This window comes from Azospira restricta, assembly GCF_016858125.1.
In the GTDB taxonomy this organism is placed as follows: Bacteria; Pseudomonadota; Gammaproteobacteria; order Burkholderiales; family Rhodocyclaceae; genus Proximibacter; species Proximibacter restrictus.
In genome coordinates, this window is the sequence record NZ_CP064781.1 from 2,687,319 (window position 1) to 2,700,469 (window position 13,151).

The 13,151-nt window shown below is 68.3% G+C and carries 15 protein-coding genes and 1 riboswitch; of the genes, 11 read left to right on the plus strand and 4 right to left on the minus strand.

Annotation, left to right across the window (positions count from 1 at the left end):
• Window positions 1-91 precede the first annotated feature (91 nt).
• Window positions 92-328: a hypothetical protein gene (locus IWH25_RS12965; RefSeq protein WP_203386204.1), complete on the minus strand. Its 237-nt coding sequence runs from the start codon at window positions 326-328 to the stop codon at window positions 92-94.
• Between the two features lie 53 nt (window positions 329-381).
• Between IWH25_RS12965 and IWH25_RS12970 the strand changes: the two genes are divergently transcribed.
• Entirely contained in the window at window positions 382-711 is a 330-nt protein-coding gene (locus IWH25_RS12970) for a cupin domain-containing protein (protein WP_203386205.1), read from the plus strand.
• Between the two features lie 74 nt (window positions 712-785).
• Here IWH25_RS12970 and gcvP read toward each other — a convergent pair whose 3' ends face one another.
• The 3 genes from gcvP to gcvT all read right to left on the minus strand — a co-directional run bounded on the left by gcvP (window position 786) and on the right by gcvT (window position 5,232).
• Window positions 786-3,662, minus strand: a complete 2,877-nt coding sequence (gene gcvP, locus IWH25_RS12975; protein ID WP_203386206.1) for an aminomethyl-transferring glycine dehydrogenase — start codon at window positions 3,660-3,662, stop codon at window positions 786-788.
• Window positions 3,663-3,736: 74 nt separating this feature from the next.
• A complete protein-coding gene (gcvH, locus tag IWH25_RS12980) occupies window positions 3,737-4,117 on the minus strand; it encodes a glycine cleavage system protein GcvH (RefSeq protein ID WP_203386207.1) in 381 nt (126 codons plus the stop codon).
• A gap of 23 nt (window positions 4,118-4,140) precedes the next feature.
• The gene (gene gcvT / locus IWH25_RS12985; RefSeq protein WP_203386208.1) at window positions 4,141-5,232 is read right to left on the minus strand and encodes a glycine cleavage system aminomethyltransferase GcvT; all 1,092 of its coding nucleotides are present in this window, start codon (window positions 5,230-5,232) and stop codon (window positions 4,141-4,143) included.
• Window positions 5,233-5,298: 66 nt separating this feature from the next.
• A riboswitch (glycine riboswitch) is annotated at window positions 5,299-5,417 on the minus strand.
• A gap of 232 nt (window positions 5,418-5,649) precedes the next feature.
• Here gcvT and IWH25_RS12990 point away from each other — a divergent pair.
• The 10 genes from IWH25_RS12990 (at window position 5,650) to rimP (ending at window position 13,139) form a co-directional block, all read left to right on the plus strand.
• Window positions 5,650-5,847 carry a (2Fe-2S)-binding protein gene (locus IWH25_RS12990; protein WP_203386209.1) on the plus strand — a complete coding sequence of 66 codons (198 nt, stop codon included), beginning with the start codon at window positions 5,650-5,652 and terminating at the stop codon, window positions 5,845-5,847.
• 100 nt (window positions 5,848-5,947) lie between these two features.
• The gene (bfr, locus tag IWH25_RS12995) at window positions 5,948-6,415 is read left to right on the plus strand and encodes a bacterioferritin (RefSeq protein WP_203386210.1); all 468 of its coding nucleotides are present in this window, start codon (window positions 5,948-5,950) and stop codon (window positions 6,413-6,415) included.
• 105 nt (window positions 6,416-6,520) lie between these two features.
• On the plus strand, window positions 6,521-7,351 hold the full coding sequence (locus tag IWH25_RS13000; protein WP_203386211.1) for a 3',5'-nucleoside bisphosphate phosphatase: 831 nt from the start codon (window positions 6,521-6,523) through the stop codon (window positions 7,349-7,351).
• A gap of 7 nt (window positions 7,352-7,358) precedes the next feature.
• A complete protein-coding gene (locus tag IWH25_RS13005; protein ID WP_203386212.1) occupies window positions 7,359-7,985 on the plus strand; it encodes an L-threonylcarbamoyladenylate synthase in 627 nt (208 codons plus the stop codon).
• Between the two features lie 4 nt (window positions 7,986-7,989).
• Window positions 7,990-8,649 (plus strand): site-2 protease family protein, encoded by a 660-nt coding sequence (locus IWH25_RS13010; RefSeq protein WP_203386213.1) that lies wholly within the window; start codon window positions 7,990-7,992, stop codon window positions 8,647-8,649.
• Window positions 8,650-8,655: 6 nt separating this feature from the next.
• A complete protein-coding gene (locus tag IWH25_RS13015; RefSeq protein ID WP_203386214.1) occupies window positions 8,656-9,858 on the plus strand; it encodes a tryptophan--tRNA ligase in 1,203 nt (400 codons plus the stop codon).
• 25 nt (window positions 9,859-9,883) lie between these two features.
• On the plus strand, window positions 9,884-10,783 hold the full coding sequence (locus IWH25_RS13020) for a segregation and condensation protein A (RefSeq protein WP_203386215.1): 900 nt from the start codon (window positions 9,884-9,886) through the stop codon (window positions 10,781-10,783).
• A complete protein-coding gene (scpB, locus tag IWH25_RS13025) occupies window positions 10,719-11,318 on the plus strand; it encodes an SMC-Scp complex subunit ScpB (protein ID WP_203386216.1) in 600 nt (199 codons plus the stop codon). Before IWH25_RS13020 ends, scpB begins: the two co-directional genes overlap by 65 nt.
• Window positions 11,311-12,567, plus strand: a complete 1,257-nt coding sequence (gene rluB, locus IWH25_RS13030; protein ID WP_203386217.1) for a 23S rRNA pseudouridine(2605) synthase RluB — start codon at window positions 11,311-11,313, stop codon at window positions 12,565-12,567. Before scpB ends, rluB begins: the two co-directional genes overlap by 8 nt.
• Window positions 12,568-12,698: 131 nt before the next feature.
• Window positions 12,699-13,139 carry a ribosome maturation factor RimP gene (gene rimP, locus IWH25_RS13035; RefSeq protein WP_203386218.1) on the plus strand — a complete coding sequence of 147 codons (441 nt, stop codon included), beginning with the start codon at window positions 12,699-12,701 and terminating at the stop codon, window positions 13,137-13,139.
• The last annotated feature ends 12 nt before the right edge of the window (window positions 13,140-13,151 follow it).

Genomic DNA, 13,151 nt, shown 5'->3' on the forward strand with positions numbered 1-13,151 from the left:
GACAATCAACACTGGTGCCGTCGAGTTATTGCGGTAATTGGCTTTTGCTGCCTTTGTTCACACCCTCAACTGCCTGTTTCGGAGCGCAGACTCAACCCTCCGGACACCGCTTCACCGCCGCCCGGATGCGCGCGATGGTCTCGTCCATCGGTGCCCGCGGCGACACCTCCAGCCCCAGCCCCTCGGCGATGCGCGCGATCCGCCGCGGGTCGAGCGGGATGCCGCCGGCGTCGATGGCGGCGATCAGCTGGCGGGCGCGCTCGATGTCCGAGAGGGGGTTGGCGGGCGGTGCCGGTCGGCCGAGGAGTCGTCGCAGCAGGGATTTCATCGCGGGGGGCGGGGCGTCGGAAGTGGAGGGCAGGGCGAGGGTATCATCGACGCATGACGAGCCAGAACCTTTACGCCGATCTTCCTTCCAATCCCGAAGCCGGGGAGCGTTTCGACGCGCTCCTCGCCCGGCCGGGGCTGCGCATCGAGCGCATCGTGTCGACCGGGCAGGCCAGCCCGCCGGATTTCTGGTACGACCAGGACGAGGCCGAGTGGGTGCTGCTGCTGCAGGGCGCGGCCGCCCTGCGCTTCGCCGACGAGCCGGCGGCGCGGGCCTTGCGGCCGGGCGACTGGCTGTACGTCGCGCCGCACCGGCGCCACCGGGTCGAGTGGACCGCCGCCGGCGAGGCGACCGTCTGGCTGGCCGTGCATTTCGCCGAATGACGCCGGCCATCCGCGAGCGGAAATGAAAAAGCCCGCGCCGGGGCGCGGGCTGGGCGGGGGGCCGTGAGCGCCGATCAGGCCGCGTAGTCCGCCATCGGTACGCACGAGCAATGCAGGTTGCGGTCGCCGTAGACGTCGTCGATGCGGTTCACGCTCGGCCAGAACTTGTTGTCGCGCACGAAGGGCAGCGGGAAGACGGCTTCCTCGCGGCTGTACGGGCGGTCCCAGTCGGCGGCGAGCACGTCGGCCTGCGTGTGCGGGGCGTTCTTCAGCGGGTTGGCGTCGGCCGGCCAGCTGCCGTTCTCGATCTTGCGGATCTCGTCGCGGATGGCAATCATCGCCGCGACGAAGCGGTCGAGCTCGGCCTTCGGCTCCGATTCGGTCGGCTCGACCATGATCGTGCCGGCGACCGGGAAGCTCACCGTCGGCGCGTGGAAGCCGTAGTCCATCAGGCGCTTGGCGATGTCGATCTCGGCGATGCCGGTGGCCGCCTTGATGCCGCGGATGTCGAGGATGCACTCGTGCGCGACGCGGCCCTGCGCGCCGACGTAGAGCACCGGGTAGTGCTCCTTCAGCTTGGTCGCGACGTAGTTGGCATTCAGGATGGCGGTCTTCGTCGCCAGCGTGACGCCTTCGCCGCCGAGCATGGTGATGTACATCCACGAGATCGGCAGGATCGACGCCGAGCCGTAGGGCGCGGCGGAAACGGCGCCCTGGCCCAGGTGCGGGCCGGGGATGGCCTGCACGACGTGGTTGGCCATGAACGGCGCGAGGTGCGCCTTCAGCCCGATCGGGCCCATGCCCGGGCCGCCGCCGCCGTGCGGGATGGCGAAGGTCTTGTGCAGGTTCATGTGGCTGACGTCGGCGCCGATGAAGCCCGGCGAGGTCAGGCCGACCTGGGCGTTGAGGTTGGCGCCGTCCATGTACACCTGGCCGCCGTACTGGTGCACGACGGCGCAGATTTCCTTGATCGCCTCTTCGAACACGCCGTGCGTCGACGGGTAGGTGATCATCAGGCAGGCGAGGTTGGCGGCGTGCTGCTCGGCCTTGGCCCGGAGGTCGACGACGTCGACGTTGCCGCTGTCGTCGCAGTCGACGGCGACCACCTGCATGTTGCACATCTGCGCGGTGGCCGGGTTGGTGCCGTGCGCCGACTTCGGGATCAGGCAGATGTTGCGGTGGCCCTCGCCGCGGCTGGCGTGGTAGCGCGCGATGGCGACCAGGCCGGCGTATTCGCCCTGCGCGCCGGAGTTCGGCTGCATGCAGATGGCGTCGAAGCCGGTCACCGTCTTCAGGTAGTCGGTCAGCCCGCCGATCATCTCCAGGTAGCCGTGCGCCTGGTCGAGCGGTGCGAACGGGTGCATGTCGCCGAATTCCGGCCAGGTCACCGGGATCATCTCGCTGGTGGCGTTCAGCTTCATCGTGCACGAGCCGAGCGAGATCATCGAGTGGTCGAGCGCGAGGTCGCGGTTCTGCAGCTTCTTCAGGTAGCGCAGCATCGCGTGCTCGGTGTGGTGGCTGTTGAACACCGGGTGCGTCAGGATCGCGTCGTCGCGCAGCAGGGCCGCGGCCGGCTCGTTGCCGGCGACCTGCGCGTCGAGCGCGGCGAGGTCGGCGTCGGTGCCGCCGATCAGCTTGATCAGTGCGGCGACGTCGGCGGCGGTCGTCTTCTCGTCGACGGCGATGCCGAGCGCGCTGGCGCCGGCCTGGCGCAGGTTGTAGCCGGCCTGTTGCGCGGCCTGATGGACCGTCGCGGCGCGGGCGCCGAGCTCGATGCGGATGGTGTCGAAGAAGGTCTTGCCGAGCACCTCGACGCCGGCGGTGCGCAGGCCCGCGGCGAGGATCGCGGCCAGGCGGTGGATGCGCCCGGCGATCGTCTTCAGGCCCCGCGGGCCGTGGTAGACGGCGTACATGCCGGCCATGTTGGCGAGCAGCACCTGCGAGGTGCAGATGTTGGAGTTGGCCTTCTCGCGGCGGATGTGCTGCTCGCGCGTCTGCAGCGTCATGCGGTAGGCGGTCTTGCCGCGCGCGTCCTTGGAGACGCCGATGATGCGGCCCGGCATCGCGCGGACGTTGGCTTCGCGCGTGGCGAAGAAGGCGGCGTGCGGGCCGCCGAAGCCCATCGGGATGCCGAAGCGCTGCGACGAGCCGAAGGCGATGTCGGCGCCCATCGCGCCCGGCGACTTCAGGAGCACCAGCGCCATCAGGTCGGTGGCGACGGCGACGACGCCGCCCCTGGCCTTCACCGCGCCGATCGCTGCGGTGAGGTCGGTCGCCTCGCCGCGGTCGTTCGGGTACTGGAAGAGGGCGCCGAAGACGTCGTCGCCGGCGGCGTCCTGCGGCTTGCCGAACTTCAGCTCGAAGCCGAAGAAGCCGGCACGCGTCCTGACCACGTCGATCGTCTGCGGGAAGCAGTCCTCGTCGACGAAGAAGACGTTCGACTTCGACTTCGACACGCGGCGCGCCATCGTCATCGCCTCGGCGGCGGCGGTGGCCTCGTCGAGCAGCGAGGCGTTGGCGAGTTCCAGCCCGGTCAGGTCGACGACCATCTGCTGGAAGTTCAGCAGCGCTTCCAGGCGGCCCTGGGCGATCTCGGCCTGGTACGGCGTGTAGGCGGTGTACCAGCCCGGGTTCTCCATCACGTTACGCAGGATGACCTTCGGCGTCAGCGTGTCGTAGTAGCCCATGCCGATCATCGATTTGCGGACCACGTTCTTCGCGGCCAGCGCCTTGATCCGGGCCAGCGCCTCGTGCTCGCGCAGCGGCGCGGCAAGCGGCAGCGGCGCCGGCAGGCGGATCGCCGCCGGCACGGTCTGCGCGATCAGGTCGTCGAGGCTGGCGGCGCCGACGGCGGCGAGCATCGCGGCGGTTTCCTCGGCCGACGGGCCGATGTGGCGATGGATGAATTCGTCGCGCTGTTCGAGCGCGGAGAGGGAAAGCTTGTCGGTCATGGCATTTCCGGGGCGGATGGCAGGACAGGAAAAAAAAACGGGGCGAGGCCGGTAGGCCTCGCCCCGGGCGCCGATTACTCGCTGATCTTGGCGTAGGCGGCGGCGTCGAGCAGGGCGTCGACGTCGGCGGCGTTGGCCGGCTTCAGCTTGAACAGCCAGGCGCCGTAGGCGTCCTGGTTGACGCTCTCCGGCGCGTCGGCGGCGGACTGGTTGACCTCGGTCACCTCACCGGCGATCGGCGCATAGACGTCGGCGGCGGCCTTCACCGATTCGACGACGGCCAGCTCCTGGCCGGCGGCGTAGCTCTTGCCGACTTCCGGCAGCTCGACGAAGACCAGGTCGCCGAGCGCTTCCTGCGCGTGGTCGGTGATGCCGACGGTGACGGTGCCGTCCGCTTCGGCGCGGACCCACTCGTGGCTTTCGGTGTACTTCAGGTTGGCGGGAACGTTCGACATGTTTTTCTCCTTCGGGTGAATGCTTAGACCACGGCCTTGCCGTTGCGGGCGAAGACCGGCTTGACGACCTTCGCCTGCAGGCGCTTGTCGCGGATTTCGACGTCGACGGTGTCGCCGATCGCCACGCCGAGCGGCAGGCGGGCGAGCGCGATCGACTGCTGCAGCGTCGGCGAGAAGGTGCCGCTGGTGATCTCGCCGTCGCCGTGCGCGGTGGTCACCTTCTGGTGGCCGCGCAGCACGCCCTTGTCCAGCAGCACGAGGCCGAGGAACTGCGCCTTCTGGCCGTTGGCGACGAGCGCCGCCTTGCCGACGAAATCGCGTTCGGATTTCAGGTCGACGGTCCAGGCGAGGCCCGCGTCGAGCGGCGACACGGTCTCGTCCATGTCGTTGCCGTAGAGGTTCATGCCGGCTTCCAGGCGCAGCGTGTCGCGTGCACCGAGGCCGCACTGGGCGACGCCGGCGGCGTGCAACTGGCGCCACAGGTCGGCGGCCTCTCCGGCGGGCAGGGCGATCTCGAAGCCTTCCTCGCCGGTGTAGCCGGTGGTGGCGACGAAATAGTCGCCGACCTGGACGCCGAAGAACGGCCCGAGATTCTCGGTCGCCGCCTTCACCTGCGGCAGCACCTGCCACACCTTGGCCTTGGCGTTCGGACCCTGCACGGCGATCATGCCGAGCGGGTCGTTGCCGTCGCGGCGCTCGGTGATCGTCAGGTCCATCCCCCAGTCCTTGCGGCGGGCTTCCATCCACGCCAGGTCCTTGGTCGCCGTACCGGCGTTGATGACGACGCGGTAGGTGGTGTCGCTCAGGTAGTAGATGATCAGGTCGTCTACGACGCCGCCGGCGTCGTTCAGCATCGCCGAGTAGAGCGCCTTGCCGGGCAGCTTCAGCTTGTCGACGTTGTTGGCCACCAGCTTGCGCAGGAAGGCCTTGGCGTCCGCGCCGACGACGTCGACCGCGCACATGTGCGAGACGTCGAACATGCCGCAGTCGCGGCGCACGGCGTGGTGCTCCTCGATCTGCGAGCCGTAGTTGACCGGCATGTCCCAGCCGCCGAAATCGACCATCCGGGCGCCGGCCTGGCGGTGCACTTCATTGAGTACGGTTTTTTGCGTCATATCAGTCCCTTGGGCGAGGGTATTGAATCGGTTTCAAGAAACGAAAAAGGGGCGAGCTCGAAAAAAGCTCACCCCTCTGTCCTTGGTACCTGAGAGATTGGCGGGTCGGTCGGCCGATCCGCTTGCCCCTTCGGTGGATGGGCGCCGCCAGCACGGTCGGGCCATCGCTCTCCAGAGAATTCGATGCTGCGAAACGGTCCTTTTGCCTGAGCGGTTGCGGGTGCGGTTGCGCCTTCGGCGACTGCGGTGCAGTTCTCTTCCGTTTGCGGGGCGGACTATACCTTTTCGGTACGCCCGCTGGCAAGGAGGCGAGGGCGGCCGGTGGTGTCCCGAGATTTTCTAAATGAGAACCGCTTGCATTTGATCGGCTAATTGATAATAATTCCCATCAGCAATTAACCGATCATGGAGCACCCCATGTACGTCTGTGTCTGTCACGCCGTAACCAGCCGTCAGATCGCGGTGACGATCGCGCAGGGCGCGACCACCTTCAAGGCGCTGCGCGACGAGCTCGGCGTCGCGACCTGCTGCGGCAAGTGCAGCAAGGACGTGCGCTCGATGCTGCACAAGGAGTGCGGCGGGCGCGACGGTTGCGCCTGCGCTCGCGCCGCCTGAACGACGGCGGCGGGAGGCCGGGCGGGCAGTACGGAGTTCCGCCCGTGCCAGGGGCTGGATGTGCTAAATTGAATTGGCACCCCCAACCCCGGAGGCCGTCATGAAAGGCGAAAAGAAAGTCATCCAGTACCTGAACAAGGTGCTGACCAACGAACTCACCGCGATCAACCAGTATTTCCTCCATGCCCGCATGTACAAGAACTGGGGGCTGGAGAAGCTCAACGATCACGAGTATCACGAGTCGATCGACGAGATGAAGCACGCCGACCGGCTGATCGAGCGCATTCTCTTCCTCGAGGGCCTGCCCAACCTGCAGGCGCTGAACAAGCTGCTGATCGGCGAGAACCCGAAGGAAATGCTGGAATGCGACCTGAAGCTCGAGTTGCATTCGATGCCGGTGCTGAAGGAGGCGATCGCCCATTGCGAGACCGTCGCCGACTACGTCACCCGCGACCTGCTCGAGGACATCCTGGAGAACGAGGAAGAGCATGTCGACTGGCTGGAAACGCAACTGGACCTGATCAAGCAGGTCGGTCTCGAGAACTACCTGCAGTCGCAGATGAGCTGACCGGCGCGCCGGGCGCCGCCCGCCGCGGTGCCCGCGCAAGCCCCTGCGGCGGGCCGCTCAGCCCGCTGTGCTATCATTCGCGGCTTCTTTCGAGCCGCTCCTAACGTGCCCAACGTAGATCTCCACTGCCATTCGACCGCTTCCGACGGCCTGCTCGCGCCGGCCGAGGTGGCCCGGCGCGCTGCCGCGAATGGGGTCGAACTGCTGGCGCTGACCGATCACGACGACATCGCCGGCCTGCCCGCCGCGCGCGCGACGGCGGAAGCGATGGGCATGGCCTTCGTCTCCGGCGTGGAGATCTCGATCGAGTGGGAAGGGCTGCAGATCCACGTCGTCGGCCTCAATTTCGATCCCGCCGACGGCGCGCTGAACGCCGGCCTGGAAGGTATCCGTTCCGGCCGCGTCGACCGCGCGCGGCGGATGGCGGCCGAGCTGGAGAAGATCGGCATCGGCGGCGCCTTCGACGGCGCGATGCGCCACGCCGAGAACCCGAACCTGATTTCGCGCGCGCACTTCGCCCGCTACCTGGTCGAGGCGAAGGTGTGCAAGGACGTGCGCAGCGTCTTCGAGTCCTACCTGGTGCCGGGCCGGCCGGGCTACGTCGACCACCGCTGGGCCTCGGTCGCCGACTGCGTGCAGTGGATCAACGGCGCCGGCGGCATCGCGGTGGTCGCCCATCCGGCGCGCTACAAGCTGTCGACCGGTGCGCTGCGGCGTTTCCTCGGCGAGTTCAAGGACCTCGGCGGGCAGGCGATCGAGGTCGTCTCCGGCAGTCATTCGCTCGACGACGTCGGCGTCTTCAGCCGGCTGGCGCGCGAATTCGGCTTCCTCGCCTCGCGCGGCTCGGACTTCCACGGGCCGCAGGAAAGCTACGTCGATCTGGGCATGCTCGGCTACCTGCCGGACGGGCTGAAGCCGGTCTGGGAATCCTTCTGACCGGCGCATGACCCAATACCTGCAGATTCACCCGGACGATCCGCAGCCGCGCTACCTCGAGCGCGCGGCGGCGATCGTGCGCGCCGGCGGCATCGTCGCCTTTCCCACCGACTCCTGCTATGCGCTCGGCTGCCACCTCGGCGACAAGGCGGCGGTCGACCGCATCCGCGCGTTGCGCGAGGTCGACGAACGCCACCACCTGACGCTGATGTGCCGCGACCTTTCCGAGATCGCCCAGTACGCCCGCGTCGACAACGCGCAGTACCGGCTGCTGAAGGCGACGACGCCGGGCAGCTACACCTTCATCCTGGAAGGGACCAAGGAACTGCCGCGGCGCGTGCTGCACCCGAAGCGCAAGACGATCGGCCTGCGCGTTCCCGAGCACCGGGTGGCGCTGGCGCTGCTCGCCGCGCTCGGCGAGCCGCTGCTGACGACGACGCTGATCCTGCCCGGCGACGAGGCGCCGCTGACCGAAGGCTGGGAGATCCAGGACCGCCTCGACGGCCAGCTCGACCTGATCCTCGACGGTGGCCATTGCGGCACCGAGCCGACGACCGTCGTCGACCTTACCGGCGGCCAGCCGGTGCTGGTCCGCGCCGGGCGCGGCAGCCTCGCGCCGTTCGCCTTCGAGTAGCGGCATGGATTTCTACGCCGTTGCGCAATCGATCGCCATCGCCGCGCTGCCGGTGGTGCTGGCGATCACGCTGCACGAAGCCGCGCACGGCTACGTCGCGCGCCACTTCGGCGACCCGACCGCCTGGCGCGAAGGGCGGATCACCGCCAATCCGCTGAAGCACATCGACCCGATCGGCACCATCGTCGTGCCGCTGCTGATCCTGATCGTTTCCACCGGCGGCTTTCTGTTCGGCTGGGCGAAGCCGGTGCCGGTGGACTTCGGCAACCTGCGCAACCCGAAGCGCGACATGCTCTGGGTCGCCGCCGCCGGTCCCGGCGCCAACCTCGCGATGGCGCTGTTCTGGGCGGCGGTGATGAAGCTCGCCTGGCTGCTGCCGCTCAACTACTTCAGCCTGCCGATGGCGCGCATGGCCGAGATCGGCGTGCTGATCAACGTCAGCCTGATGGTGCTCAACCTGCTGCCACTGCCGCCGCTCGACGGCGGTCGCATCGCGGTCAGCCTGCTGCCGCACCGGGCGGCGTGGAAGTTCGCACAGCTCGAGCGCTGGGGCTTCCCGATCCTCCTCGTGCTGCTGTTTACCGGTATCCTTGGCGACGTGCTGCGGCCGCTGATGAATGCCGTCACGCTCCTCATCGCAACGATTTTCCAGTTACCGACCTAATCGAACATGTACCAGGAACGCGTCCTTTCCGGCATGCGCCCCACCGGCAGCCTGCATCTCGGCCATTACCACGGCGTCCTCAAGAACTGGGTCAGGCTGCAGCACGACTATCCCTGCCTGTTCTTCGTCGCCGACTGGCACGCGCTGACGACGAATTACGACGATCCGCGCGGCATCGACGGCGCCACCTGGGACATGGTCATCGACTGGCTGGCCGCCGGCGTCGACCCGGAGAAGGCGGTCCTGTTCATCCAGTCGCAGGTGCCGGAGCACGCCGAACTGCATCTGCTGCTGTCGATGATGACGCCGCTCGGCTGGCTCGAGCGCGTGCCGACCTACAAGGACCAGCAGGAGAAGCTGACGCACAAGGACCTGACCACCTACGGCTTCCTCGGCTACCCGCTGCTGATGAGCGCCGACATCCTGATCTACCGCGCCGACAAGGTGCCGGTCGGCGAGGACCAGCTGCCGCACGTCGAATTCACGCGTGAGCTGGCGCGCCGCTTCAACCACATGTACGGCCGCGAGCCGGGCTTCGAGGAGAAGGCGAAGGAGGCGGTGAAGCGCCTCGGCAGCAAGCGCGCGCGCAGCTACGAGCACTTCCGCACACGCTTCCAGCAGGACGGCGACGCAGGCGCGGTGGCCAAGGCGCACGCGCTGCTCGACGAGGTCGAGAATCTCGCGCACGAGGACCGCGAACGCCTGTGCGGCTACCTCGAGGGCACCGGCAAGATGATCCTGGTCGAGCCCGGCGCGCTGTTGACCGAAGCCTCGAAGATGCCCGGTCTCGACGGCCAGAAGATGTCGAAGTCGTACAACAACACGATCACGCTGCGCGAGGACGAGGCGTCGGTGACGCAGAAGGTCAAGCGCATGCCGACCGACCCGGCGCGCGTGCGCCGCACCGACGCCGGCGACCCGGCGCGCTGCCCGGTCTGGCAGCTGCACGAGGTCTATTCGGACGACGAGGTCAAGGGCTGGGTGCAGGCGGGCTGCCGCTCGGCCGGCATCGGCTGCCTGGAATGCAAGCAGCCGGTGATCGACGGCATCCTCAGGGAGCAGGCGCCGATGCGCGAGCGCGCGCAGCGCTACCTCGACCGGCCGGCGTTGCTGCGCGAGATCGTCGCCGCCGGCAACGACAAGGCGCGTCAGCTGGCGCGCGAGACGATGGCCGACGTGCGCGAGGCGATGGGCCTCGGCTACCGCTGAGCGGGATGCAGGCGAGGACGGACAGATGAGCGAGAGCGGCCTCCTCGACGGCATCGAACCCCCGCCGCCGGTGCCGGCGGCGACGGCGGCGGCCGAGCCGGTGGCGCGCATCTACGGCGAGCCACTGGAACAGTTGCCGCTGGACCTGTATATTCCGCCCGATGCGCTGGCGGTGATGCTCGATGCCTTCGAGGGGCCGCTCGACCTGCTGCTCTACCTGATCCGCAAGGCCAACATCAACATCCTCGACATCCCGATGGCGCCGCTGACGCGGCAGTATCTGGACTACGTCGAGGCGATGCGCTCGCGCAACCTGGAACTTGCCGCCGACTACCTGGTGATGGCGGCGATGCTGATCGAGATCAAGTCGCGCATGCTGCTGCCGCGGCCGAAGGCGGCCGAGGGCGAGGACGTCGAGGACCCGCGCGCCGAACTGGTCCGCCGCCTGGTCGAGTACGAGCAGATGAAGCTCGCCGCGGCCAAGCTCGACGCGCTGCCGCAGGCCGAGCGCGACTTCGCCTGGGTCGAGATCTGGGTCGAGAAGTCGATGGTGCAGCGCTTCCCCGACGTCAGCGTCGCCGATCTGCAGGACGCGTGGGCGACGATCCTGCGCCAGGCGAAGCTGCACAAGCACCACCGCGTGCAGCGCGAGGAACTGTCGGTGCGCGAGCACATGGGCATCATCCTGCGCCAGCTGCGCGAGACCGACGGCTTCGTCGAGTTCGTCCGCATGTTCGAGCCGGCGATGGGTGTCGCCGGCGTCGTCGTGCATTTCCTGGCGATGCTCGAACTGGCGCGCGAGCATCTCGTCGAGATTACGCAGACCGAAGCCTTTGACCCGATTTACGTGAGGTTGGCCGATGGAAGAAGTGTTGGAGCCGTCGTCGAACAGCCCGGCGGAAGCGCCGGGCAGCCTGCCGAATAACCCGGACGAGCTGAAGCGCGTGCTCGAGGCGGCGCTGCTCGCCGCCCAGGAACCGCTGTCGGTGAGCGACCTGCGCAAGATGTTCGCCGAGGACATCGGCGCCGACGTCGTGCGCAAGCTGCTCGACGAACTGCGCGAGGCGTGGGGCAGCCGGCCGGCCGAACTGGTGCAGCTCGCCAGCGGCTGGCGTTTCCGCACGCGCCCGGAATACCTCGGCTACCTGGCGCGGCTGAACCCGGAGAAGCCGCCGAAGTATTCGCGTGCGGTGCTGGAGACGCTGGCGATCATCGCCTACCGGCAGCCGGTGACGCGCGGCGACATCGAGGACATCCGCGGCGTCACCGTCGCCTCGCAGATCATCAAGGCGCTGGAGGAGCGCGGCTGGGTCGATGCCGTCGGCCACCGCGACACGCCGGGTCGGCCGGCGCTCTACGCCACCACCAAGAAATTCCTCGACGACCTCGGGCTGCGCAGCCTGACCGAGCTGCCGCCGCTGGAGCAGATCAACCAAGCACTGGAACTGGCCAATGGCTAACAAATCCCGCCGCACCCCCTTCCGCCCGCCGCAGGGGGGGAAAGCGAAAACGACCCCCGCCGCCTTCGAACGCTACGGCGACGACGAGGCGCTCGACCGCGCCGTCAACGGCAACCGCCTGCCGCAGGAAAAGCCGCCGCGCGAGGCGCGCCAGGCGCCGGCCCCGGGCGGCCGCCGCGGCCGCACCAGCGTCGAGCAGCAGGGCGAACCCGAGCGGCTGCACAAAGTGCTGGCACAGTCCGGCATCGGCTCGCGGCGCGAGATGGAGGAGATGATCGTCGCCGGCCGCATCAGCGTAAACGGCCTGCCGGCACACGTCGGCCAGCTGGTCGGCCCGAACGACCGGATCAAGGTCAATGGCAAGCTGGTGCATGCCAAGTTCTCCAGCCGCCTGCCGCGCGTGATCATGTATCACAAGCCGGAGGGCGAGATCGTCTCGCGCGATGACCCGGAAAAGCGCGCCTCGGTTTTCGATGCGTTGCCGCGGATCAACGGCGGCCGCTGGGTCGCCGTCGGCCGCCTCGACTACAACACCAGCGGCCTGTTGCTGTTCACCAGCTCGGGCGAGCTCGCCAACCGGCTGATGCATCCGCGCTACCAGCTTGTGCGCGAGTACGCCGCGCGCGTGCTCGGCGACCTCTCCGAGGAGAAGGTCGAGCAGCTGCGCGAGGGCGTCGAGCTCGAGGACGGCCCGGCGCACTTCGAGACGATCGAGGATGGCGGCGGCCAGGGCGCCAATCACTGGTACCGCGTGACCTTGTCCGAAGGCCGCAACCGCGAGGTGCGGCGCATGTTCGAGGCGGTCGGCGCGACCGTCAGCCGGCTGATCCGCGTGCGCTACGGCCCCTTCCTGCTGCCGCCCTACCTGAAGCGCGGCAAGACCAAGGAACTCGAGGAGACGGAAGTGCAGGCGCTGCTGAAGAGCTTCGGCCTCGGTTCCGGCGGCGAGGGCCAGGGGCGCGGGCGTGGGGCTGCCGACGGCAAGCGCGCGCCGCGTCCGGCACGCGGCGCGGCTGCGCCGGAAGTGGACGGTAACCGCGCGCCGGCACCGCGCAAGCCGCGGCCGCCGCGTCGCGGAGGTTCGGGCGCTGGCGCGGGTGGCGGCGAGGCCGACGGCAACCGCGCGCCGGCCCGGCGGCCGGAGGGGGCGGGGCGTCCGCCGCGCGCGGCGGGCAAGCCGGCGGCGGCCGGGGCGAAGCCGGGCGGCGGCGGTCGCCGCGGTCGCGGGCGCGGACCGAAGCCGGAATGAGGTCGCCGGATGGCGACTTCGTTGCCATCCGGACGCATTTTTCGTTATAATCCGCGGGTTTCTTCCGCCGGCCTCCGTTGAGGCAGGGCATTTTCTGGATGGGCGTTTCGCCCATTTTTTATTTGTAGCGCATGAATCTGCACGAACTGATCGAAAAAACCGTCGTCGGCCTCGGCTACGAGCTGGTCGACCTGGAAATGAGCCCGCGCGCGCGCGTTCTCCGGGTCTTCATCGACAAGCCGGAAAAGGAGCGCGGCGTCGACATCGACGACTGCGTCGCCGTCAGCAACCAGCTGTCGCGCGTGCTGACCGTCGAGAACGTCGATTACGACCGGCTCGAGGTGTCCTCGCCGGGGCTCGACCGGCCGCTGAAGAAGCCGGCCGACTATGAACGCTTCGCCGGTTCGGAAGTGCATCTCAAGCTGCGCATTCCCTTCAACGGTCGTCGCAATTTCAATGGTGTCCTGCAGGGGCTGCAGGACGGCAAGGTACGTCTCGTCCTCGACTCGGGCGAGGCAGAACTGGATCTGGGCAACATCGAACGTGCCCGGCTGGTCCCCAAGTTCGACTGAGCTTGGCAACAG